The sequence below is a fragment of the Dyella sp. genome (genome assembly GCF_035685805.1).
Lineage (GTDB): Bacteria > Pseudomonadota > Gammaproteobacteria > Xanthomonadales > Rhodanobacteraceae > Dyella_A.
The window spans coordinates 31598-54605 of the sequence record NZ_DASSAB010000036.1 but is presented as its reverse complement, the minus strand read 5'-3'; the positions used below and the strand labels follow the sequence as shown (position 1 = coordinate 54605).

Genomic DNA, 23008 nt, shown 5'->3' with positions numbered 1-23008 from the left:
GGCCGACGATGCGATGTACGCCACCAAGCGCCGCGGCGGCAACCGCGTGCTGATGTCCAGCACGCCGCCCCCTGCAGACGCCTGAGGCCGCGTCAACGCCGCTCCCGTCGGGACGGGATTTGCGCCGGGCGCGCTGGCCGTGCAGGCCACCCGCTTGCCGGAGCGGCGGGCTGGCCCTGCCGGTGGTGCGCGTGATCGGCACGGCGTGGCGCGCGGCCACCGGCCGCCCATCGCCCCCGCGCCCGGCCGCCTCACCATGCTGGCGGCAGGCGTCACGCACGCGGCGCTGTACCTGCTCCTTCCAGGGGGGCCGGTCCTTTGGATCCTCGCGCTGAACTACGCAGGCGAAGCGGTGACGCTGCCGTGGTCGGGGGTGGCGCTACCGATGCGGGTACACGCCAATCCCGCCGCGCGGAAGCGGGTGGAGGATCTGCACGAATCGCTCGGCCGGATCTCTACCGGGTAATTGGCCTCCAGCCGGCCGCAGCGCTGTGGCACCACCTGGTGAAACGCGACAACACGCTGCGCCGCATGCTGTGAACCGGCCGCTGCCGGCGTCGATCAGGCCTTGCGCAGGAAACAGGTCTTGAGCACCAGCCCCTTGATCTTCTCCGCTCGGACATGCGCATGACTCTGCCAGTGGGCCTGCGAGTACAGGCGGCCGCTACGCTCCACCCGCGCGCCGAAGCTCGTACGCCCGCAGGTGTACCCGCGCCAGATCCAGCAGTGGCGCCCGCTGCCCCGCCACGTGGGCACGCTGGCACATGTCGCCCACGATGTGGTCGCCCTCGATGCGCTCGTTCGATTCGAGGTCGCGCAGCATCGACGCGGTTACGGAGGAGCCCACCTGGGTGAGCATGCGCAGCGCGTCATCCTGCGCCTCGCGCGGGATCGGCTGGCCCGCCGCCGCGGCCACCGCCACGCATTCGTCGTACATGGCCTCGATGAAGGCCTGTCCGCCCTCGGCGGCCACGATGGTCCCGATGCTCGCCCGCATCAGGCACGTGGCGCCTGCCAGCGTGGTGAGAAAGGTGAACTTGATCCACAGGTCGCGAGCGATGTCCGGCGACAGCCGATGGTCGACGCCTGCCGCGTCGAACATTGCGGCGATCGCCTCGCAACGCCCCGCGGTCGTGCCGTCGCGCTCGCCGAAGGTGACCGAGGCGGGCTTGCCCAGGTGCAGCACTTCGCCATGCTCGCCCTTGGTCGCGCTGATGAAACACAGCCCGCCGAGCACGCGCGTCGCGCCGAAGCGCGCGTCCAGCACCGCGTAGTGCCGCAGCCCGTTCAGGATCGGCAGCACGACCGTACGAGGCCCCACGGCCGGAGCGATCGCATCGATCGCGCTGTCGAGGTCGTACGCCTTGCAGCTGAGCAGCACCAGCTCGAACGGACGCGTGGCGGCCTCCTGCGCAAGCTCGTCGGCAACCAGGCACTTCACCGCCACCCTCGCATCGCCGCGCGGGCTGCGGATCACCAGCCCGTCGCGCTGCAGTTGTACGGCGCGTGCGGGACGGACGAGGAAGGTCACATCCGCGCCCGCCTGGGCCAGCCGGCCGCCGAAATAGCCGCCGGTGCCGCCGGCACCGAGTACGAGGATGCGCATGGATAACTGCTCCTGTCGTGGAATGGCCGGCAGCATAGATGCTTCGGCCAGAGCGATGAGCGCACGCGTCGCGCCGCGTTCACGCGTTTCATCGCACCGTCACGTCGCTAAACACGTAACACAGGAAGCGACATGGCCCCATCCCTGCCGGCAGTGACCGCCCTCATGCTTGCCACGCTCGCCGTGTCCGGCTGCGCCACGTTGCGCCGGGATTTCCCCAGGCACCTCAGTACCGCCGTCGCGCCGCGCGCCGACACGCCAAGCACGCGCTACGTGCAGGCGCAGGTGAAGCAGCACGCGCAGCAGTCGGGCTTCCGCCTGCTCACCTTCAGCACCAACGCCCTGATGAGCCGCGTGACGTTGGCCGACCATGCCGAGCACACGCTGGACCTGCAGTACTACATCTTCGCCAACGATGCGACAGGCCGGCTGGTGGCCCAACGCCTGCTGGCCGCCGCCGACCGTGGCGTACGGGTGAGGCTGCTGCTGGACGACATCAACGTCGACGAGCAGATCGACATGCTCGATGCGCTGGACGCGCACCCGAACATCGAAGTGCGCCTGTTCAACCCGTTCGGCACCAACGACCGCTCCACCTTGGCCAAGGCAGCGCAGTTCGTCATGAACGCCAGTCGGCTCAATCACCGGATGCACAACAAATCGTTCATTGCCGACAACACCGTGGCGATCGTGGGCGGACGCAACATCGGCGACGACTACTTCGATGCCGGCGAAGACACCCACTTCCGCGACCTGGACTTGATCGCGATCGGACCGGTGGTGCGGCAGGCCTCCGTCGCCTTCGACGATTACTGGAACTGCGAGGCGGCGTACCCGGTGCAGGCGTTCCGCGGCGCGCACGCCGGGCACGCCGAACTGGCCGCCTTGCGCGTACAGCTGGGGCGCGAGGCGCGTCGCTTTGCGCAGAGCGATTACGCCCAGGCCACGCTGGAGCAGCTTCCGCACGGTCCGTCGGGCGATCGTCCGGGCAAGTGGTTCTGGGGCCCGGCCGAGCTGGTGGCGGACCAGCCGGAAAAGATCGAGGCCGGCGCGGAGGCGGCCCAGCTGCGGATAGGTCCGGACATCAAGGCACTGCTGGACGACGCCAGCCACGACGTGCGGCTGATCTCGCCTTACTTCATCCCCGGCGACGACGGCACCGCGTTCCTGGCCGGTATCGCCGGGCGCGGCGTGGACGTACGCGTATTGACCAACTCGCTGGCCTCCACCGACGAGCCGGCCGTGCACGCGGGCTATTCGCGCTATCGCGAGCCGCTGCTGCGCGGCGGCGTGCAGCTGTACGAACTGCGCCCGGAACCGGGCGCGAAACAGCCGGCGACAGACGCCGGCAAGTCGTCCGGGGTGAGCCTGCACGCCAAGGCCATCGTGGTGGATGCGCGCAAGGTATTCATCGGCTCGATGAACATGGACGGGCGCTCCCGCCTGCTCAACACCGAGATGGGCATCATCGTCGACTCGGCGCCACTGGCCGAGGCGGTGGAACGCTTTTTCGACACCGCCACCGCACCCTCCAGCGCCTGGCACGTGATGCTCGAACCGGGCGAGGATCCGGCCCACGCCGCGCTGCAGTGGCGTGCCCGCGACGGCAGCCGGCAAGTCACCCGCGAGAGCGACCCGGGCGCCACCACCGGGCGCAAGGTCGAGGTGAACCTGATCAAGCTGCTGCCGATCGAAGGCCTGTTGTGAACCCCGCCCTGCGCCGCCACCCGGGAGTCCCCATGCGTACTGTAATCAAGACCCTGCTGCTGATGACCTTGCTCGTGGGCATCGCCCACGCCGCGGCCCCGGCCGAACAGCGACGGATCGACTACCTGATCGACTCGGTCGCGCAGCTGCACGACGCGCGCTTCGTGCGCAACGGCCGTGACTACGGTGCCGACAAGGCAGTCAGCCACCTGCGCATGAAGCTGCGCTACGCCGGCGACCGGGTGCAGACCGCCGAGGACTTCATCCGCCTGTGCGCTACCGGCTCGTCCATGTCCGGCACGCCGTACCTGATCCGATTCGCCGACGGCCACAGCGAGCCGTCGGCGCAGTGGTTGCACGAGCGTCTTGCCGCGTATCGCCCGTCTGCCTCTACACCCGCACCCGGTTGACCAACCACAGGCCGAGGCCGATCAGCGCACCGCCGACCCACTGCAGCGGCGCCAGCTGCGTGTGCAGCAGCGCGAACGACAGCAGCACCGCGAACAGCGGCGCCAGGAACAGCCAGCCGCTGGTGCGCGTGGCGCCTCCGCGGCGCAGCGCCACGAACCACAGGCCGAACGACCCCGTCGAGGCCGGCACCGCCAGCCAGGCGAACCACGCCCAGCCATCGGCCTCCAGCGACGCCGGCCAGCGCTCGCCGTTGGCGTAGGCCAGCGCCAGCAACGCCAGCGCGCCGATCAGCATCTGCCAGAAATTGAGCGCCCAGCCACCGATCGGCAACGCCGCGCGCTTGTTGACCGTGGTGGCGATGGCCCAGCACAACGCCGAGGCCAGGCAGCACAGCTCCCCGGCCAGCGCGCCGGCGTCCTGCGCCACCTGCGCGGACGGCCCGATCGCCAGCGCCACGCCGGTCATGCCCAGCGCCATCCCGGCCATCTGCACCGGGCCGAGCGTTTCGTGCAGGAACAATCGCCCCAGCAGGGCTACCCAGATCGGATTGCTGAACAGCAGGATGGCCGCGGCGGCCGCCGGGATGTGCCGCATCCCGACGAACAGCAGGCCCATCACCGCCGCGGTCTGCAGCAGGCCGATCGCCGCGACCACCGGCACGTGCCGGCGGCCCATGCCCGGCGGCCACAGTGCACGTTGCAACGGGCACTCGGCCACGGCCAGTAGCGGCAACGTCGCCACCGCGGCGATGAGGAACCGCCAGCCGACCAGCAGGATCGCCGGCACGCCGTGTCCGAGCAGGATCTTGCCGGCGATGAAGCTCGAACCCATCAGGAACGTGGCCGCCACCAGCGTGGCGAAATAGCGCGCGCCGGGCTCGCCCGCCGAACCGCCCGGCGGGGTCATCGCAGCGAAGCGACGCGACAGCGTGAGAGGGAGCAGTTCATCGCCTCAACGCTAGCGAGCAGCCGATGTGCTGTCGATCCGGCCTTGGTCGAACACGTGCGCGGATGACCAGAACGCAAAAAAAGCGGGCCCGGTGAGGGAACCGGGCCCGCGGGGTGGCGCGGCAAGCCGCGCCCCGATCAGCGACCCAGGTCGTGCAGGAAGCGTTTGGTGTACTCAAGCCGCGTCGTGCCGTCGATCGAGTTGCATACCGGCGAGGCATAGCCGGTACTGCCGCCGGCGCACGGCGTATCGCGGTCGAGCGACCAGTAGTGCACACCCGCCAGGCCGGCACTCACCGCGTAGGCGGACACGGTGTCCACGTCGGCGGCGGTGAAGGTTTCGCTGGTGACGTCGTTGAGGCCGATCATCGGCGTCAGCTCGATATGGCTGGCCGGCACGTTGTAGGTATGGCGCAGGTTGGTGACGGCCTGGATCGCCGACTGACCCATGTCGCAGCGGCCGTTGGCGAGCACGCAGACTCCCGCGCTCGGGCCACCGAAGTCCATCACCATCAGGTTGATGGTGTAGTGCTGCAGGGACGAGGCCAGCACCGAGCGCACGACCATGTCGCCGGTGCCGTTGAGCCCGCCGTAGCTGCCGTCCGAGGCGGCAAGGGTCGCCAGGGTGAACGAGAAGCGCAGGTTGGGATACAGGTTCTGGGCGTACACCGCACCGGCGATCAGGTTGTTGATCTGCGCCTGCGTCTGGCCACCCTCGATGTCGAAGTCCACGCCCACCAGGTGCGGCGAGTTGTAGCGCGCCACGAACTGCGCCATGCCCGATGGCGAGCCGCAGGTAAAGCTGCCGGCCTGGCCGCCGGTGGAGATCACGTAGTTCACCCCGGCGTCGGCCAGCGCCTGCACGTTGGCGCTGGCGAAGCTCGCCGCGGGAATGCCGCCCCAGCTCTCGCTGCCGCACTCGCCGGAGGCGAACGCCAGCGTGATCGCGCCGAGGTTGGGCACATAGCCGGAGACCAGGCTGCCGCTTCCCACGATCGGGATCGGCGAGCCGGTGGCAGCGGCCGTGCGCATCGTGTTGGTGTTCCAGTTGAGATTGATGGTGACGTCCTTGTACGGACTGAACAGCAGGCCGTCGGGCGCCGGTGGCGGATTGGTCGGCGGCGGGTCGGTGGGCGGCGGGTCGGTCGGCGTGGTCGAGCCACCGCAGCTCCCCTGGGCCGTCCAGGGCTGGCCCGAACCCGGGCCACCGTTGTGGGTGGCCGGGTCGTCGCCCTGGGTCCACCAGTTGGCGGTGTAGTTGGTGCCGTTCTCGCTGGCGCTGTTGCCGCCGGTGTAGACGGTGCCGGCGCTCCACGGGGCCGCGCACGCGGTCGTCGTCTGCGCCTGTACCGACTGCATCGGCAAGGCGCTGGCGAGCGCCGCACAGAGTGCGGTACTGCCTGCGCTGCCCAGCGTACCGAGCACCAGGCGGGACCAGCGGGCTGATCGCTTCACAAACATGGGACTACCTCCGGTTGGTTGTCATCGCTTCGGGTGGTTGCCGGACGACGCCGCGGCCGCATCCCGTCGGCCGGTGGGGATACCTCGTCCAGGTGCTTCCTTGCGTTACCGCGTGTGATGGCCTGCGAATGTCCTTTGTTAGACCTCGATGACAACGTTGTCTATGCGACTTTTTCCAAACTGTGAGCTCGCCTGTGAAGGAGCCCCGTCGGCAACGGCATGCTCTGGATGGCTTGATCCGTGCTGCTCCAGCAGCATTAAGAGGTGTCTGTGACGCACAACGGCCGCGGCCCGTCCAGCCGCGGCGGCAACGCCGGGGCGCGACGCTCGAGCCCGCACGCATGCTGTGAAGCAGCACGGCCAGGTTAATTTAATGACAACGATGTCTGACGGCTTGCCGCATGTCGCCGGCGCCCTCACGGGCCTGATGGCGGCGAAGCCTGCGCTTGTCGCTGCCCGCACCGGCCACTAGCCTGCGGAGCTTTCGCAACAGGAGCGGACGGGATGCGCCAGTGGCTGTCACTCGCGGGCTTTGTACTGCTGGCGGCACTCGCCGGCTTCGTCGGCAGCCGGTTCATGCCGGGCGACTGGTACGCAGCGCTCGCCAAACCCTCGTTCAATCCGCCCAACAGCGTGTTCGCACCCGTGTGGAGCGTGCTCTACCTGCTCATGGCGGTCGCCGCGTGGCGCGCCTGGCGCAAGCGCGGCGTCGATGCGGCCATCGGCCTGTGGCTGGCACAACTGGTGCTCAACGGTGCGTGGTCATGGCTGTTCTTCGGGCGTCACCTGCTGGCCGCGGCACTGGTCGACATCCTGGCTCTACTGGTGCTGATCGTGCTCACCGCGGCTGCGTTCTTCCGACGCGATCGCGCCGCCGGCTGCCTGATGGTGCCGTACATCGCCTGGGTGGCGTTTGCCAGCGTGCTGAACGCGGCGCTGTGGCACCTCAACCCGGGCGCATGAATCGAGCCACGACGCGGTGATGCGCTCAGCCGGCCCCTTGGCGCCGATGGGTGATCGAGTCGGCATGGCCGCGGTGATATACGTAAGAGCGCTCCTCCAGCGGCTGCACGACGGCCCCGGCGCCGACCATCCGCTCGAGCAGGCCGGCCTCCTCGGCGTAGTCCACGTCGGGAAAGCCGGCCACCGCGACCATGGTCTGGCGCCGCACCGTGAGCATGCCGACGCCCACGCAGTCGTCCACGTGCACCATCTGGCCGGGCAGGTGCATGCACGGCACCAGCGGGCTACCCACCACGTGCATCGGCGAGATCCACACGTCCACGTGCGGCTGGTCCTGGATCGCCCGCGAGCGGCGTTCGAGATGGTGCGGCTGCAGCTCGTCGTCGCTGTCGAGAAACACGATCCACGGCGCGCCGGCATGGGCGAGCACGGCATTGCGGCTGCCCACCTGCCCGCGATTGGCATGTCGCCAGCAGCGGATGCGGGGATCACTGCGCCGCCAGTCGCACAGGCTCGCCCAGGTGCCGTCGATGGACCCGTCGTCGATTACCAGCAGCTCCCAGTCCGGCTGCGTCTGCGCGACTACCGACGCCAGCGCCCGATCGAGCAGCGCGGCGCGGTTGTAGGTGGGCATGAGGATCGAGAAGAGGGGGCGCGGCACCGGCGCATGCTAGCGGCGGATGTCGCGCTGCAGCGGCCATGCGGCGCTCGGCCACATCCTGCGCGCAAGAACGGCGTCGCCTTCGACGCCGCTCCCGCTCGCGCCAACGCACACGTGCGCCGCGCATTGGCGATGCAATCGGCGGCGCCCTGCCGACCGGCGCGGCAATGTAAAACGGCAGCCACAGGGGCTGCCGTTTTACGTTGCCTTGCGCCGGTGGCGTGACTCAGCGCACCACGTCGAACTCCGCCTGGCCGGTGGCCAGCGAGCTCCCGCCGACCCACACGGTGTAGTGCGTCGGCTCGACCACCTGCTCGCTTGCGACGTTCCAGAACGACAGCTCGGCGAAGCCCAGCGGGAAGCTCACCTGCCGTGACTCGCCGGGCTTCAGCGTCACCCGGGTGAAGCCCTTCAGGCTGCGCACCGGCTGTTCGACGCTGGCGCCGAGGTTGCGCACGTAGAGCTGCGCCACCTCGGTCGCTTCGCGCGAGCCGGTGTTCCTGACGGTGGCGGTGACGGTCACCAGATCCGCTGCGTTGCGCTGCCTGGCCTCGGACAGCGGCACGGCATTCCGCGACAGGTGGATGTCCGAATAGGCGAAGGTGGTGTAGCTGAGGCCGTAACCGAACGGATACAGCGCGTCGTTGGGCACGTCGATATAGCGCGAGATGAACCGCGTGTCGCCCGCCGGAGGTTTGGCTAGGTCAGCGTCGCCGGCTGGGCGGCCAGTCGGGAACTGGTTGTAGTACAGCGGCTCCTGACCGACCGCGCGCGGAAAGCTCATGGTCAGCTTGCCGCTGGGCGCCACGTCGCCGAACAGTACATTGGCCACCGCGTTACCCGCCTCGGTGCCGGGGAACCAGGTTTCCATGATCGCACCCACGTGCCGGGCGGCCCAGTCCAGCACCAGCGGGCGGCCGGAGAACACCAGCAGCACGACGGGCTTGCCGGTGGCGACGATGCTTTCCAGCAACTGCTGCTGGTTGCCGGGCAGGTCGAGCCGGGCGCGGGAGCCCGCCTCGCCGCTCATGCTGGACGACTCGCCCAGCGCCATCACCACCACGTCGGCCTGTTCCGCCGCTCGCTTCGCCTCCGCAAAACCCGCCTGCGAATCGCTCAGCACGTCGGTGCCTTTCGCATACAGCAATGCACCGCCGCGCTTTTCCATGCGGGCGGCCAAACCATCGCGCAGCGTCACCACGTCGGGCAGATGCTGCGCGCCGCCCCAGGCGCCCTGCATTTCGCCCGCGTCGTCGCCCAACGGGCCGATCAGCGCCAGCTTCTTCACGCCGCCGGAGAGCGGCAGCACCGGCGCGGCCCCGTCACCGTCGCCACCGTTCTTCAGCAGCACGAACGATTCCTCCGCCGCGCGGCGTGCCAACGGGCGGTGCGCATCCACCGCCTGCGTCACTTCGGTGCCGCGGGCATACGGATGCTCGAACAGCCCGAGCGCGAACTTCACCCGCAGCACCCGGCGCACCGCCTCGTCCACGGTAGCCATCGAAAGACGTCCGTCCTCGAGCAGCTTGGGGATCTGGGTGTCGTAGAAGTGGCTCATCATGTCCACTTCCACGCCGGCCTTCAGTGCCTTCGCCGTCGCAGTGGCCGCGTCCAGCGCGACGCCGTGGTGGGTCAGTTCCATCACCGCGGTGTAGTCGCTCACCACGAAGCCGTCGAAGCCCCACTCCTTGCGCAGGATCTCGTCCATCAGGTACGGATCGGCGGTGGCCGGAACGCCGTTGAGTGCGTTGAACGAGCTCATCATCGTGGCCGCGCCCGCTTCCACTGCGGCCTTGTACGGCGGCAGGTAGACCTGGCGCAGGCGGATGTCGGACATGTCGGTGGTGTTGTATTCGCGCCCGGCCTCAGCCGCGCCGTAGGCGGCGAAATGCTTGACCGAGGCGGCCACGCTGCGGGGATCGGACAGGTCGCTTCCCTGGTAGCCGCGGATGTAGGCGCGCGCCATCGCCGAGCCCAGGTAGGCGTCCTCGCCCGCTCCTTCGGTGGAGCGGCCCCAACGTGCGTCGCGGGAGATGTCGACCATCGGCGAGTAGAACCACTTCACGCCTGCGGTGGTGGCCTCGGCCGCGGCCATGCGGGACACCTCCTCGACCAGCTGCGGATCCCATGAGGCGGAAAGGCCCAGCGGTACCGGGTAGATGGTGCGGTAGCCGTGGATGACGTCGGCGCCGAACAGGATCGGGATGCCCAGCCTGCTGTGCATCGTCGCTTCCTGGAAGCGGCGGGTCTTCTCGGCGCCGATCACGTTGAGCATCGATCCGAGCTGGCCCTGCTTCGCCAGCGCGTAGGCGTCCACCTGATCGCGCGTTTCCGGATTGACCGCAATGGCGGTGTCGCTGTCGACCGCGGTGGGCGCGGACGAGCCCTGGTCGTTGTACTGGATCAGCTGGCCGATCTTCTCGGCCAAGGTCATCTTCTGCAGGAGCGCGTTCACCCGCTGCTCCAGTGCCGCGGACGCCAGCTGGGGATTGGGCGCCGCCGGCGTGGTGTGAGCGGCGGGGGCAGCGGGCGCGGCAATGGCGCCGAACGCCAGCGTGCAGGCGATCGCCGCGCACAGGTTCAACAGACGGGGACGCAGGCCGGGGCAGGACGAAGATCGCATGGGTTCTCCACAGGGTCGGCGGAAGCGCCATGGCGCGTTCCGGATCGGGGACCGGGAGAATGTAAACGTTTACATGCGCCGTCGTAAATGCACGCCGCAATACGGCGCGCCGCGATCAGCGCAGCTGGCTGTCCTTGCTGCCACGGCGGTTGTAGAGCGAGCCGTTGCGCTGCTCGGCATCCTCGAGTTCCTGGCATGCGACGCACAGGCGCACGCCGGGCACCGCCTTGCGGCGCGCGGCGGGAATCGGCGCGTCGCACTCCTCGCACTGCTCCAGCCCCGGCCCTGCGCGCAGCTGCTGGCGCGCGCGCTGCACCGCATCGCTGACGGTGGCGTCGATCTGATCCTGCACGGCGCCGTCTCCGGCCCAACCCGTTGCCATGGCATGTACTCCGCTGAGGCCCCTGCGACGGCACGATTGCGCCAAAGGGCGCGGACGCAAAGACATGTGTATCAAACAGATATGGCAGCAAGGCAGCCACATCTCAAGCCGGCATCGGCGCCGCCCGGTGGCGTCCGCTTTACCGGCGGCCGCTCACGCGGCGCCCGGCGCGACGGCTTCCAGGCCGTCCAGCACCACGCGATTGCGGCCGGCGTCCTTGGCGCGATAGAGCGCGTCGTCTGCGTCGGCCATCAGCTGGCGCAGGTCGTACCCGGCCTGCTCGGTCGAGGCGACGCCGAGGCTGGCGGACACCGTGACACCGGCGGTGTCTTCCTCAGGCGAGGTGCTGGCGATGGTCTGCCGGATCGCCTCGGCGCGCCGGCCTACCCGTGCGAGCGAGGTGCCCGGCAGGAGGATGCCGAACTCCTCGCCGCCCAGGCGTCCGAAGATGTCGTGCTTGCGCAGCTGGTCGTGGCACATGCCCACGGCACGCTTGAGCACCAGGTCGCCCACCGCATGCCCGTGCGTGTCGTTGATGCGCTTGAAGTGATCCAGATCAAGCAGGACCAGGCACACCGGAAGACCCTCGCGACGTGCCGACGCCAGCAGGCGCTCGGCCTGCTCGACGAAATGCTGGCGGTTGAAGATGCCGGTAAGTCCGTCGTGCCGCGCCATGCGCATGAAGCGCTTCTGCGATCGCCTGAGTCGATACAGCCAGAACCCGATCGAGGCCAGGATCGTAAGCAGCAACACGATCGACAACCGGCTCGCCTGGACTGCCTTGCGGTCCAGTGCCTGCTGCAGTTGCAGGATCTTGTTCTGGTTGTTCAGCGCGTCGATCTGCTGCTTGCGTGCGGCCACCTGCTGCTTGACCCGCTGGTATGCGAGGGCGCGCGCGCTGACATCGTTCAAGTAGCCCTTGTCGGCAGCCATGTACTTCTCGTGCCACTGCAGCGCCGCGTGGTAGTCGGCCTGCCTCAGGGCCACCGCATAAAGCACCTCGTAGGCGGTGCTCAACGGCTGCGTGAACTGGCTGCGGTCACTCAGCCTCAAGGCATCGGAGGCATACGACTGGGCGATGTCGAGCTTGCCGAGGTCCAGGTAGCCGCGCGCCAGCACCACGTCCACCTGGCTGATAAGCGCGCCGTAGCGCAGCCGGGTGAGCTTGTCATAGTGCTTGCGCAACAGCGCGACCGCCTTCGCGGGAGCGCCTTCGCGCAGGTACATGTCCGCGATGTCGGCACGCACCGCGTGGGCAAACAGCGGCTGGCCGCCGCGCTCGCAGGTGTCGATGAGCTGCTCGAACTCGGGATCGGACGACTTCGCCACGCCACTTTTGAAGCGCGCGTGCAGCGCCCAGAAGCGCGCCCGGCAGACCCCTTCGCCGGGCGGCACGGTCACCAGCATGGCCCGCGCATAATCCAGTGCCAGATCGTACTGGCCCGCGGCAGTGAGCAACTGCGAGGCTTCGCCCAGCCCCTGAAAACGCGCCGCGGCATCGTCGATCTGCGGCAACTGTGCCACCAGCTCGTTGAGCCTCTCGTAGGCTTCCTCGTAGTGGTGGGTGACGGCCAGGATATTGATCAACGTCGCAGTCGCGCGGAAGCGCAGTGTCACATCGCCGCTGTCGTTAACGATCGACAACAGCAGCGCCGTGGCGCCGGCGATGTCGCCGTCGTAGTCCTTCTGCCACGCGTGCAGATAACGCAGATGCCAGCGCTGGAGCGGGCTCAGCGCCGCCTGCTCCGCGTCCAGCTTCGCCACCAGCGCGCGGAAGGCCGCGTTGTCGGCGGACTTGAGCGGCTCGGCCCGCTCGAACAGCGGTGCCGGATCGCCGCTCGTGCCGGCCTGGAAGGCCTGCACGCCGCACGCACCCAGCACCAGGGCGAGGCAGAGCCCTGCCAGGAGAATTACCCGAGTCCTTCGAGCCATGCCTGCCACCGGTGTGATTCGAGCGTCAGGTGGTTGGGTGGTCGCGGTGGATCACTGCAGCGGTCCGGGCAGATCGGGCGAACGAACGGCCGCCGGTGGCGTCTCCGGCCGCGGCACGTCCTCGGGCTCGCGCTCGCCTTCGCCTTCTTCCTCTTCTTCGGCGGGCATGATCAGGGCCGCCATCGGCGTCAGCCCCAGCAGCGCATGCAGCGCGTGCGGATCTTCGCCGCGTGCCACCGCATGGATGGCCGCCTGGATCTGTGCATCAACCTCGCGCGCGGCCAGTTCGTCGGCGACGGCATCACCGGAGCCGGTATGGAAACGCGCATCCCGGCCAAGCGCCTCCAGCACCTCTACTGCATCTGACATGGTTCGCCCCCGCGACATGTGGACGCCGCCGCGGAGGCGTGTCCTTGGGTGATCATAGCTTTCCCGCCACGGATTGGGTGGCCCGCACGCGCACAATGCCCCGGCGGCGGCCTGTGCATGCCGGCCCGTCCCTGCCCTCCCTGATCGGCGGGCACCACGGGCCCGGTGGCGGACTACCGGACGGCGCCGTCGAGCACGGCGAGACGGGCAGCCAGCGCCTTATCAATCTCCAGCGCGCGACAGGGCGGGATGGCCAGTGTGTCCTCGGCACTGACCTGCGCGCCCGGCAGGTCGACCAACCGGCAACGCTCCATCCGCGGCCGGTGGATCGGCAGCGTGGCCGCCCGGTAGATGATCGCTTCGTGCTCCAGCGGGTAATCGCGCGCCAGTACCTCCACCAGCACCTCGCGATGCGCCGCGCCGGTGATGGAGCGGGTAAGCGTGCGGTCGCCCGCAGGCCCGATCTGCCACAGCACGAGCCACGCGGCGGTATCGATGCGCCGCCGGTAGAGCATGAACTGCGTGGCCTCGAAATGCTGGCAGCCGACCCGGCCCGGATCGATGCCGACATCGGCGTACAGGCAGTCTTCGGCCGAGATGCCCGGCTCCATCCGGGCGAAGAACCCCTCCGCCCGCGCCACGCGGATCGCTTCGTGCGGCACCCAGGCGAATACGCCCGGGTGGCCGTAAAACGCGCCGCACACGCGACGGCCCGCGCGCACCTCGGCGAGCATCGCCCGCACCATGGCGCGATAGGTACGCATGCGCGAGCTGCCCTCGGCGTAGAACGGCTGCAGGCTGCGCACGTCGGCGTTCATGCCGCCGAGCCAGCGCTCGACCAGGGCGTCGGAAACCGCCGCGAACACCACCTCGGCCTGCTCGATGTGGCTGCGCGCCAGCGGCCCCAGATGGGCGCCCAGCATCATCCCCACGCCCACGCAGACCAGGCTGCCGGTGTTTGCTGCATTCACTGTGGAGCCCCCTGTGCCGGAAGCGGACCGGCGCGCGCAGAGCATGCCGCATCCGCGTCGATCGCTGCCGATCGGGCACCACGCGGGCCATCCCGCGTCCGGCCATTCAAGCTGTCGACATGCGCGATACCCGATCATGCGCGTTTTCGCTGCCCTGCGGAGCTGCCCGTGCCTGACCACTTCCACCTGCCTCCGCGCGGCGATGCCGCCTGCCGCCCCGGCACGGGCGGGCGGGCGCGATCGCTGTGGCTCGCCGCGCTGATTGCGCTGGTGGCCGGCTGCGCTACCCAGACGGTGGAATCGCCCGGACTCGATCCGGCCAAGGTGCAGGCGCGCATCATCCACGCGCTGCCCGCCGGTGCCGATGACCGCGCGGGCTGGGCGCGCGACATCACCGCCGCCTTCGCGGCGCAGCAGATCGAACCCAACCGGTCGAACCTGTGCGCAGCGCTGGCCGTGGCCGGGCAGGAATCGAATTTCCAGTCCGATCCGGCCGTGCCCGGCCTGGGCCGGATCGCCCGTGCGGAGATCAATCGCCGCGCTGCCGCCCATCACATCCCGCAACTGCTGGTACGCGGTGCGCTCGCGCTGCACGGGCCGGACGGTCGCAGCTATGCCGATCGCATCGCGCAGGCGCGCACCGAGCGCGAGCTGAGCCGCGCCTACGAGGACTTCATCGGCATGGTGCCGCTGGGCAGGCGGCTGTTCGGCGATGCCAATCCGGTGCATACCGGCGGCCCGATGCAGGTGAGTGTGGCGTTCGCAGAAAACTATGCACGCGAGCACGATTATCCCTACCCGGTGGACGGCTCGATCCGCCACGAGGTGTTCAGTCGCCGCGGCGGCCTCTATTTCGGCATCGCGCACCTGCTGGGCTATCCCGCCGACTACCCCTCGCCGCTGTATCGCTTCGCCGACTACAACGCGGGGTTCTATGCCAGCCGCAATGCGGCGTTCCAGGCCGCCGTGACGCGCGCATCGGGCATCCCGCTGGCGCAGGACGGCGACCTGGTGAGCTACAGCCTGGGCGAACGCAGCAACACCGAGCTGGCCGTGCGCACGCTCGCCGACCGGCTGAAGCTGGATGACGGCGAGATCCATCGCGACCTCTCGCGGGGCGAGACGGCAGCCTTCGCCGCGACCCGCACCTACGCCCGCGTGTTCGCCCTGGCCGATCGCCTGCAGGGCAAGCCATTGCCGCGGGCCACGCTGCCGACGATCCGGCTGGAGAGCCCCAAGATCAGCCGCAAGCTCACCACCGCCTGGTTTGCCCGTCGCGTGGACAGCCGCTACCGCAGCTGCATGACGCGGATGCGCTGATCCGGGCCTTGCGCCATCGCGCCGCAGGGCTGGGCGGCCGGGCCAGCTGGCAGGTCGGGTTAGGCTGTACCGTCTCTCACGGAGTGCCTGCCCATGTGCCGACTGTTCCGCCTGATCCCGGCCGTGCTCCTGCTGCTCGCCGGCTGCGCACACTTTCCCTCGGCCACGCCCGATGCGCGCTTCGACGACGGCCTCACCGCAGCACGCATCTTCGATGAGTGCCTCGCCGCGCACGGCGGCGACATGCGCGACTATCGCGGCGACCTGAACCTTGCCACCGACGGCCACTGGCACACGCTGATCCAGCGCATCCAGCCGGTGATCAGCGACGCCGGCTTCCGTGTCACCTCGCAGGAACGCTACCGCCCGCGCGACGGCGTCTATGCCGTGCACCATCACGGCCCGCTGGGCGACAAGCAGGTGATCCGCACGCCCCAGGGCCTCACCGTCTACTACAACGGCGTGCGCGAGACCGACCCGGTGAAGCTGCGGGCCACTGCGCTCACCAACGACGCGTTCGCGCTGTTCCACTTCGGCCCCAGCTTCATCAAATCGCGCGCCACCGCGATCAGCCGCCTGTCCGATGCGCAGGAAAACGGCCAGCGCTACTACCGCCTGCTGGCGACCGTGTCACCGGGTTTCGGCGAAGCGTCGAACGACCAGGTGGTGCTGTGGATCCACCCGCAGACCCACCTGCTTTACCGCGTGCACCTCACCCTCAACGGCTTCGAGACCACCCAGGGCGCGCATGTGGACACCACCTTCCTCGCCTACCGCAAGCTCGGTCCGTTCACCCTGCCCGTGCGCTTCGACGAGCGCGTGCGCGGGCCGATCCGGATTCCCGCGCACGAGTGGCAAACCACCGGCATGGATCGCGACCGCGGCTGGCAGGCTGCGGATGTGGAGGGCGCGAGCTTCACCGGTTCTGCCGCGGCACCCGCCACACCGCTGCCCGCCGCGCCAGCACACTGAGCGCACTGCCGGTCGCGGCACGCTGCGAGGCGGTCGTCACCGAGGGCCTGCCCCCTTGGCGATGGCCCCGCATGCCCGCACCTGACTTGCAGACCGAACAAACAGGAAGCCCCATGAAACAGATCGTGCTGGCCCGGCCCGGCGGGCTGGAGCATTTGCGCATGCGCGACGACGCCGCCGATCCGGGTGCGCCCGGCCCCGGCGAGATCCGCGTGCGCCTGCATGCCAACTCGCTCAACTTCCACGACTACGCGGTGGTGGCCGGCTTCATCCCCACCGCCGACGGACGCATCCCGATGGCAGACGGCGCCGGCACGGTGGAGGCCGTGGGTGCGGGCGTGGAGGAATTCCGCGTGGGCGACGCCGTGGTGTCGACCTTCTTCCCGCACTGGCTGGACGGGCCCGCACGCATCGACAATTTTTCCGGCACGCCCGGCGACGGCATCGACGGCTATGCGCGCGAGGCGGTGGTGCGACCGGCAACCTGGTTCACCCACGCTCCACGCGGATGGAGCCACGCCGAATCCGCCACGCTCACTACCGCCGCGGTCACCGCCTGGCGCGCGCTGGTGGTGGAAGGCGGACTCAAGGCGGGCGACACCGTGCTCACGCTGGGTACCGGCGGCGTGTCGATCTTCGCGCTGCAGTTCGCCCGGCTGATGGGCGCGCGGGTGATCGCCACCTCGTCGTCAGACGCCAAGCTCGAACGACTCACGGCGCTGGGCGCCGAACACGTCATCAACTACAAGAGCGAGCCCGAGTGGGGTCGGCGCGTGCGCGAACTCACCGGCGGGCGCGGGGCGGATCACGTGATCGAGGTCGGCGGCCCGGGCACGCTGCCGCAGTCGATCGAGGCGGTGCGCATCGGCGGGCACATTTCGCTGATCGGCGTGCTCACCGGCCGCGGCGGCGAGATTCCCACCGCGGCGCTGATGGCCAAGCAGGCGCGCCTGCAGGGCATCATCGTGGGCAGCCGCACCCACCAGCAGGAAATGATCGCTGCCATCGACGCGGGCGGGCTGCGCCCGAAGATCGACTCCCGCTTTGCACTGGCCGACATCGCCGAGGCGTTCCGGCACGAGGCCTCGGGCCAGCACTTCGGCAAGATCGTGCTGGAGTTCTAGTCCTTACGCGGCCGGCGGCGTATCGAAGTGGTACGTCGTCTGCTTCGCCGAAGGGCGCTGGCCGAAGGTGTCGGTGAAGCGTGCCAGCGTCGGATACGCGTCCAGCGCCACGGTGGGACGAAAGCGCAGGTGCTCGATCAGGCAGAACAGCGTGAGTTCGAGCAGGCTCACGTGGCGCGCCGGCGGCAACGTGGCGAGCACCGCCTCGATGCGCGCCTCCAGCCACGCCAGCACGTTGGCCAGGCCGTCGGCGGCCTTGGCGAAATACAGGTTGTCGGCCGGCAGCTTGGCCGCCTGCGTGCCGAACACCAGCTGCACCTGCGCGGCCATCGCGTGCCACACCAGCTCCTGCGCGTTGCGCGCCTCGAGGCCCGGCAGCTGCTCGGTCCACACCACGTCGATGCGGCCCGGCGCGAGCTCAGCCAGTGTGCGGGCGATGTTTTCGGCACCGAAGGCCACCTGCCCGTCGCCCAGGCGCAGCACCGGCAGTTTCATCGCCGGGTTGCCGCCGTAGTCGGTGGTGCGGCGCGAGCCCAGGTCGTAGACGGGCTGGAACGCGCAGTCGATACCCAGCTCCAGCGCCAGCATGCGCGGCACGCGGGTAAAGTGGGAGCTGCTGCGGCCGATCAGGCAGGGCGTGGCGGTCATGGGGATCTCCGGGCGGGAAGCGCGAGCTTACCCGCGCCATGCGGCAATGCGCGGCAGCGGCCGCGGCGCGCTGCCTGCCTACACTGCGTGGATGACTGCGCGGCATCTTTTCCTTTCCTGTCTCCTCGGCAGCCTCGCCCTGCTGGCCGGCTGCCAGTCGGCGGAGCTGCCCTCCGGTCCGCTGCCACCACACCCGCCGCGCGCCGAGCCGGACGTGGCCGGCATCCGGCTCGGCGACACGCTGGTCTCGGTGCAGGCGCGATTTGCCGGCGCGCACTGCAAGCCTGTGGACGCCGAGGACATCACCGAGCAGTGCGTGATCGCCGATCAGCCGTTCGCGCAAGCCGGTGACAGCGTGGTGTACGTGAGCTTTGCGCACGGGCGCACGGTGATCGTGCAGGCGTACGGCCTGCCGGCCCCAAGCATGCCCGCGATGGTGCAGGCGCTGACCACGCGCTACGGCGCGCCCGACGACGAGCGCCACCGTCCGCCGCGCGCGCATGCGCCGGCCGTGAGCTGGTCCACCGACGACTGGTTCCTGATCGCCACGCCGGCCGGCGAAAGCCAGCCGTTCGCCGGCGCCATCCTCTACCAGCGCGCGTTCGTCGAGGCGGTCCAGCGCGCGGCGGCGCGCCGCGGCGAGAACGTGCCGGACTGATCGCTCACGCCAGCGGCGGACGGCGCTCGGCCCACGGCGCCGCCTGCTCCAGTTCGGCGGCCAGCTGCAGCAGGCTCGCCTCGTCGCCGAACGGCGCCACGAACTGCACGCCGAACGGCAGCTCCGGCCCGCCCTGCTCCACCGCCGCCCAGTGCAGCGGCACCGACATGCTCGGCGTGCCGGTTAGGTTGGACAGCTGGGTGAATGGCACGCGCGCCAGACTGGTCTCCACCAGCTCGTCGACCATGCCGGTCGCCAGCAACAGGCGGCCCGCGCCCAGCGCCAGCACCGCGCGCGCCAGCGCTCGCTGCCCCGGGGGCGTGTCGATCTCGCCGATGCGGTTGGGCGGCTGCGCGGTGGTGGGCGTGAGGTAGAGGTCGTACTGCCGGTGAAAGTCGGCCATCGCCAGTGCGTAGCCGTTCCACTGCGCGTGTCGGGCCACGTACTCACCCGCGCTGATGGTGCGCCCGAGCAGGCCGAGCACGCGCGTTTCCAGCTCGAACGCATCCTCGCCCGCGCCGGTGAGCGCGCGGGCGTGCGCCATGCCGGCAGCCACCTGGCCGAAGTACATGGTGATGAAACTGCGCGCCAGCGCGCGGCCGTCCACCGCGGGCTCGGCCGGCTCCACCGCGTGGCCGAGGTCGGCCAGCACGGCAGCGGCACGCTGCACCGCGGCCACGCACTCCGCATGCACCGGCGTGCCCAGCGGCGAACGCGTGCTGAAGCCGATGCGCAGGCGCCGAGGCGGTCGCGCGATCGCCTCGGCGTACGTCTGCGCCGGCGGCGCGATGACGAAGGGCGCGCCGTGCCCGGGACCGGCGATGGCGTCGAGCAGGCGCGCGGAATCGCGCACGCTGCGGCTGATCACGTGCTGGCTGGAGGCGCCCTCCCAGTGCTCGCCATCGGCCGGGCCGCAGGGCACGCGTCCGCGCGAGGGGCGCAGCCCGAACAGGCCGCAATACGCGGCCGGGATGCGGATCGAGCCGCCGCCGTCGGACGCTCCTGCCACGGGCACGATGTCCGCGGCCACCGCGGCCGCCGCGCCGCCGGACGAACCGCCGGGCGTGCGCGCCAGATCCCACGGATTGCGCGTGGGCTGCGGCCACAGCTGCGGCGAGGTCTCCGCCTTCAGCGCGAACTCGGGCGAGGCGGTCTTGCCGAACACCACCAGCCCCGCATCGAGAAAGCGCCGCACGATGTCCGCATGGCGGTCGGGCACCCAGTCGCGCAGCGCGCGGCTGCCGGACGGGCTGGGCACGCCTGCGTAGTCCTGCCCCATGTCCTTGAGCAGGAACGGCACGCCGGCGAACGGGCCGGCCAGCGGGCCGGCGGCGCGCTCACGGGCGACCGCCTCCATCGGCAGGCAGATCGCCGCGAGCGCGGGGTTCACCTGCGCCGCACGGGCCAGCGCGGCCTCCAACACCTCGCCGACACTCACCTCGCCGCGGGCGATCAGGGCAGCCAGTCCGGTGGCGTCGTAACGCGAGTACTCGGCGAACATCGATGGACCCGTGCGTGAGGGAGCAGTCGCCATCATAGGGGCGCGTGCGGTCGACGACGCCAAGGCAAAACGCGTCCCGCGCGGTGCGGCTCACCACCTGCGTTCGCGATGCCTACTCTCCCCTCGGAGGAGAGGATTGAGTTGAAAGGGGCGGGGCTGACCGGAAGGTGGAGAGGAGCCGACAGCAAGGTCTGCAGCGTCGCCGGCTCCCGGCTCTCCCCGACGGGGCGACGGAGTCGATGCGGCACGGTTTGGTGATGGTTCCGCGCGTTGATCAGCCGACGGCCGCACCAACCATCGGCGCTGCACGCACGCCCTCCATCGCCTGCGCCTCCCGGCAGCGAGGCAGAACTCAGCGCCCCGCCACGCTCACCCGCAGCGAGCTCCACGCACCGCGTGCGCTGAGCGCGGTGATGGTGTGCTCGCCCGGCTGCTCCAGCGCCAGCGCGATGGAGTGTGCGTCCTCGGTGCTGCCCTGTAGTCGACCGTCCAGCAGCCACTGCACAGTACCCGTGGCGCCAAGCGCCTTGAGCGTGACGCGCAGCGGCTGGCTGCTGTGGGGCGCGCGGCGCAGGCGCACGCCATCGGCGAGGCCGGCGATGCGGATGGCGCTGGCGTTGTCCAGCGAGTCGGCCGGGCAACCGGGCGCCAGCGGCGGCAGCGCGGAGGCGGCGCGGTCGTCCTGACTCAGCCACGGCGTGGCCAGCGCCGGCCAGCGCGCCAGCTGCACCGCGTGCTCGCCTGTGCCGTGGCAGGTGGCGCTCAGTCGCCGGCCCTGCGCGTCCACGCGCAGCGTCACCAGCCCGGCCGACCACGCGCTGAGGTCGCGCTCGGCGAACGTGGGCGGCAGCGCGTCGTCCAGCACCCAGGCGCTGCGGTGCTGGCGGCACAGGGCGGGATCGGTCGCCGCCTGCGCGCCACCCAGCGGCCAGCAGATCTCCACCGAGCGCACGCTCGCCGGCTGCGCGAAACGGCTTGCCGGGCCGCGCGCGGGCAGCATGTCGGCGATCTGGAACAGCAGCGGCAGCGCGGTGATCGCGCCGTACTGACCGGGCGACGGCGTGCCGTCCGGGCGGCCGATCCACACGCCGATGGTGAACTGGTCGGTGACGCCCACCGCCCAAGCGTCGCGGTAGCCGTAGCTGGTGCCGGTTTTCCAGGCGACCGCCGCGTGGCGGTTCACCGCGCCTTCCAGCGGCGCGCCCTCCACGTCGGCCGGGTTGTGCGCCAGCACGTCGCGGATGATCCACGCCGCGCCCGGCGACAGCAGACGGCGCGGCTGCGCCACCTGCTGCGGCGTGTAGCGCGGCGCCACCGCCACGCCGCGGTTGGCCAGCGCGGCATAGGCGCCCACCAGATCCTCCAGCCGCGTCGAGGCGCCGCCCAGGATGATCGACAGGTTCGGCTGCGCGCCGGCCGGCAGGCCCAGGTCCAGACCACCGGCGGCGAGTCGCGCCACGAAGCGGTTCGGCCCTACCCGGTCGAGCACGTCCACCGCCGGCACGTTGAGCGAACGCTGCAGCGCCTCAGCTACGCCCACCGGGCCGGAGAATGCCTCGTCAAAATTGCCCGGGCGGTAACCACCGAAATCCTGCGGCGCGTCCACCAACAGGCTCTCGGAGGTGATCAGGCCGTCGTCCAGCGCCAGACCGTACAGAAAGGGCTTGAGCGTGGAGCCGGGCGAGCGCGGCGCCTGCACCATGTCGATGTAGCCGTGCCGATCCGGGTCGGCAAAGTCGCTGGTGCCCAGGTAGACGCGCGCCTCGTGACTGGCGTTGTCAACCACCAGCAACGCGGCGCTGGTGTGCTGCGGCAGGCGCGCCAGATACCCGCTCACGCGATCCTCGGCGGCGCGCTGCAGGTTGGCGTCGATTGTGGTGGTGATGCGCCGCTCGGTCGGCTGCTCGCGGTGCAGGCGCTCGGCCAGCAGCGCAGCGGAGAGCGGTGCGCGCAGCGAACGGGCCACCACCGGCTCGATCCGCGCATCGCGCACCTGTTTGGCCGTCCAGATACCCTCGTCGCGCAGGCGTGTGAGCACCTTGTCGCGGGCCGCGCGAGCAGCCTCGGGATGACGATCCGGCCGCAGCCGGCTCGGCGCCTGCGGCAGCACCGCCAGCAGCGCCGCTTCGGCTCGCGAAAGGTTCTTCGCCGGCTTGCCGAGGTACGCCCACGAGGCCGCCTCCACGCCCTCGATCGGACCGCCAAACGGCGCATGGTTGAGATACAGATCGAGGATCTGCCGCTTGCTCAGATGCGCTTCCAGCTGCAACGCGCGCAGGATCTGGATCGCCTTGCCACCCACCGTGTGCGGGATCGGATCGATGATGCGCGCCACCTGCATGGTGAGCGTGGAGCCGCCCGAGACGATGCGCCCGTGCAACAGGCCGCCGGCCATGCCGCGCGCCAGCGCATACGGATTCACGCCAGGGTGGCGGTAGAACCATCGGTCCTCGTAGCCCAGCAACGCTTTCAGGTAGAGCGGCGACACGGTGTCGACCGTGGCCGGATAGCGCCATACGCCGTCGCTGTCCGCGAACGCGCGCAGCGGCGTGCCATCGCGCGACAGCACCACGGTGCTGCCGCCGTCGGGGGGCGGCAGGTGGAGCGGAAACAGGCGGTCGAGCGCGAGCGCGAGCAGTGCAAGTACGCCCAGGGCGATGGCGCTGCGGCGAGACCAGCGCCGAAGGCGGAAACGACGCGTGGATGGTGGGCTTGCGGACGTGCCAGTCATCGTTGATCGATGCGCTCAGTG

20 protein-coding genes are annotated in these 23008 nt (G+C 70.1%); 8 read left to right on the top strand and 12 right to left on the bottom strand.

Features of this window, described 5'->3' with window-relative positions; all coding sequences use genetic code 11:
• Positions 1–139: 139 nt before the first annotated feature.
• Positions 140–466, top strand: a complete 327-nt coding sequence (locus VFG40_RS09670) for a hypothetical protein (RefSeq protein ID WP_324897141.1) — start codon at positions 140–142, stop codon at positions 464–466.
• Positions 467–664: 198 nt separating this feature from the next.
• On the opposite strand, the gene panE is transcribed toward VFG40_RS09670, so the two are convergent.
• Positions 665–1606 (bottom strand): 2-dehydropantoate 2-reductase, encoded by a 942-nt coding sequence (panE, locus tag VFG40_RS09665; protein ID WP_324897140.1) that lies wholly within the window; start codon positions 1604–1606, stop codon positions 665–667.
• A gap of 132 nt (positions 1607–1738) precedes the next feature.
• Here panE and VFG40_RS09660 point away from each other — a divergent pair, with 132 nt between their 5' ends.
• Together VFG40_RS09660 and VFG40_RS09655 are read left to right on the top strand one after the other, a co-directional pair.
• Complete coding sequence (locus VFG40_RS09660; RefSeq protein WP_324897139.1) at positions 1739–3313, top strand: phospholipase D family protein; 1575 nt, start codon at positions 1739–1741, stop codon at positions 3311–3313.
• Positions 3314–3345: 32 nt separating this feature from the next.
• Positions 3346–3723 (top strand): DUF5329 family protein, encoded by a 378-nt coding sequence (locus VFG40_RS09655; protein WP_324897138.1) that lies wholly within the window; start codon positions 3346–3348, stop codon positions 3721–3723.
• Here VFG40_RS09655 and VFG40_RS09650 read toward each other — a convergent pair.
• Together VFG40_RS09650 and VFG40_RS09645 are read right to left on the bottom strand one after the other, a co-directional pair.
• Positions 3704–4630 (bottom strand): DMT family transporter, encoded by a 927-nt coding sequence (locus VFG40_RS09650; protein WP_324897137.1) that lies wholly within the window; start codon positions 4628–4630, stop codon positions 3704–3706. The genes VFG40_RS09655 and VFG40_RS09650 overlap by 20 nt on opposite strands.
• A gap of 179 nt (positions 4631–4809) precedes the next feature.
• Positions 4810–6132, bottom strand: a complete 1323-nt coding sequence (locus VFG40_RS09645; protein ID WP_324897136.1) for a carbohydrate-binding protein — start codon at positions 6130–6132, stop codon at positions 4810–4812.
• 504 nt (positions 6133–6636) lie between these two features.
• Here VFG40_RS09645 and VFG40_RS09640 point away from each other — a divergent pair.
• Positions 6637–7095 (top strand): TspO/MBR family protein, encoded by a 459-nt coding sequence (locus tag VFG40_RS09640; protein ID WP_324897135.1) that lies wholly within the window; start codon positions 6637–6639, stop codon positions 7093–7095.
• A 25-nt stretch (positions 7096–7120) separates the two neighbouring features.
• Here the strand turns inward: VFG40_RS09640 and VFG40_RS09635 are convergent, their stop codons facing one another.
• From VFG40_RS09635 to VFG40_RS09610, 6 genes are all read right to left on the bottom strand, one after another.
• A complete protein-coding gene (locus VFG40_RS09635; protein WP_324897134.1) occupies positions 7121–7756 on the bottom strand; it encodes a glycosyltransferase family 2 protein in 636 nt (211 codons plus the stop codon).
• Between the two features lie 226 nt (positions 7757–7982).
• Entirely contained in the window at positions 7983–10379 is a 2397-nt protein-coding gene (locus VFG40_RS09630; RefSeq protein WP_324897133.1) for a glycoside hydrolase family 3 N-terminal domain-containing protein, read from the bottom strand.
• Between the two features lie 115 nt (positions 10380–10494).
• Positions 10495–10761 carry a DksA/TraR family C4-type zinc finger protein gene (locus VFG40_RS09625; RefSeq protein ID WP_324897132.1) on the bottom strand — a complete coding sequence of 89 codons (267 nt, stop codon included), beginning with the start codon at positions 10759–10761 and terminating at the stop codon, positions 10495–10497.
• Between the two features lie 153 nt (positions 10762–10914).
• The gene (locus VFG40_RS09620; RefSeq protein ID WP_324897131.1) at positions 10915–12693 is read right to left on the bottom strand and encodes a tetratricopeptide repeat-containing diguanylate cyclase; all 1779 of its coding nucleotides are present in this window, start codon (positions 12691–12693) and stop codon (positions 10915–10917) included.
• A 51-nt stretch (positions 12694–12744) separates the two neighbouring features.
• Complete coding sequence (locus VFG40_RS09615; protein ID WP_324897130.1) at positions 12745–13062, bottom strand: hypothetical protein; 318 nt, start codon at positions 13060–13062, stop codon at positions 12745–12747.
• 173 nt (positions 13063–13235) lie between these two features.
• The gene (locus VFG40_RS09610; protein WP_324897129.1) at positions 13236–14033 is read right to left on the bottom strand and encodes an SAM-dependent methyltransferase; all 798 of its coding nucleotides are present in this window, start codon (positions 14031–14033) and stop codon (positions 13236–13238) included.
• A gap of 243 nt (positions 14034–14276) precedes the next feature.
• Here VFG40_RS09610 and VFG40_RS09605 point away from each other — a divergent pair, with 243 nt between their 5' ends.
• The 3 genes from VFG40_RS09605 to VFG40_RS09595 all read left to right on the top strand — a co-directional run bounded on the left by VFG40_RS09605 (position 14277) and on the right by VFG40_RS09595 (position 17449).
• Positions 14277–15353 (top strand): DUF1615 domain-containing protein, encoded by a 1077-nt coding sequence (locus VFG40_RS09605; RefSeq protein ID WP_324897144.1) that lies wholly within the window; start codon positions 14277–14279, stop codon positions 15351–15353.
• Between the two features lie 93 nt (positions 15354–15446).
• Positions 15447–16325 (top strand): hypothetical protein, encoded by an 879-nt coding sequence (locus VFG40_RS09600; RefSeq protein WP_324897128.1) that lies wholly within the window; start codon positions 15447–15449, stop codon positions 16323–16325.
• A 161-nt stretch (positions 16326–16486) separates the two neighbouring features.
• Positions 16487–17449 (top strand): zinc-dependent alcohol dehydrogenase family protein, encoded by a 963-nt coding sequence (locus tag VFG40_RS09595; protein WP_324897143.1) that lies wholly within the window; start codon positions 16487–16489, stop codon positions 17447–17449.
• A 3-nt stretch (positions 17450–17452) separates the two neighbouring features.
• Here VFG40_RS09595 and VFG40_RS09590 read toward each other — a convergent pair whose 3' ends face one another.
• Positions 17453–18097 carry a glutathione S-transferase N-terminal domain-containing protein gene (locus tag VFG40_RS09590; RefSeq protein WP_324897127.1) on the bottom strand — a complete coding sequence of 215 codons (645 nt, stop codon included), beginning with the start codon at positions 18095–18097 and terminating at the stop codon, positions 17453–17455.
• Positions 18098–18143: 46 nt separating this feature from the next.
• On the opposite strand from VFG40_RS09590, the gene VFG40_RS09585 reads away from it, so the two are divergent.
• Positions 18144–18755 carry a hypothetical protein gene (locus VFG40_RS09585; RefSeq protein WP_324897126.1) on the top strand — a complete coding sequence of 204 codons (612 nt, stop codon included), beginning with the start codon at positions 18144–18146 and terminating at the stop codon, positions 18753–18755.
• A 4-nt stretch (positions 18756–18759) separates the two neighbouring features.
• Here VFG40_RS09585 and VFG40_RS09580 read toward each other — a convergent pair whose 3' ends face one another.
• Together VFG40_RS09580 and pbpC are read right to left on the bottom strand one after the other, a co-directional pair.
• On the bottom strand, positions 18760–20256 hold the full coding sequence (locus VFG40_RS09580) for an amidase (RefSeq protein WP_324897125.1): 1497 nt from the start codon (positions 20254–20256) through the stop codon (positions 18760–18762).
• Positions 20257–20608: 352 nt separating this feature from the next.
• Positions 20609–22987, bottom strand: a complete 2379-nt coding sequence (gene pbpC, locus VFG40_RS09575) for a penicillin-binding protein 1C (RefSeq protein WP_324897124.1) — start codon at positions 22985–22987, stop codon at positions 20609–20611.
• Positions 22988–23008: the final 21 nt, after the last annotated feature.